The organism is Bacillus pretiosus (assembly GCF_051294775.1).
In the GTDB taxonomy this organism is placed as follows: Bacteria; Bacillota; Bacilli; order Bacillales; family Bacillaceae_G; genus Bacillus_A; species Bacillus_A wiedmannii.
Genome location: NZ_JBPPHF010000152.1, coordinates 1 through 310 on the forward strand (window position 1 = coordinate 1; position 310 = coordinate 310).

Consider the following 310-nt stretch of genomic DNA (forward strand, 5'->3'; position numbering starts at 1 on the left):
TAGTAACATTGTTGTGACCCGAGTGAATGTAGGATCACTTAATGTAATGAAGAGTGTAAATACACCACAAGCAGGAGTAGGAGATTCGTTAACGTATACGATTCTTATTCAAAATACAGGAACTGTTCCTGCAACGAATATTATTTTTCAAGATCCAATTCCGTCTGGTACTGCGTTTGTAGCTAATAGTGTGACGATAAATGGAGTTGTTCAGCAAGGAGCGAATCCTATGGTAGGTTTCCCTGTACCAAATATTCCGGTAGGTCAAAAATCTAGGATTAAGTTTCAAGTTACAGATGTATCATATACA

1 protein-coding gene is annotated in these 310 nt (G+C 37.4%); it reads left to right on the forward strand.

The window, feature by feature from the left end; translation table 11 throughout:
* On the forward strand, positions 1-310 hold a 310-nt coding region (locus tag ACSG5Z_RS30275), incomplete at both ends, for a DUF11 domain-containing protein (protein WP_435712784.1).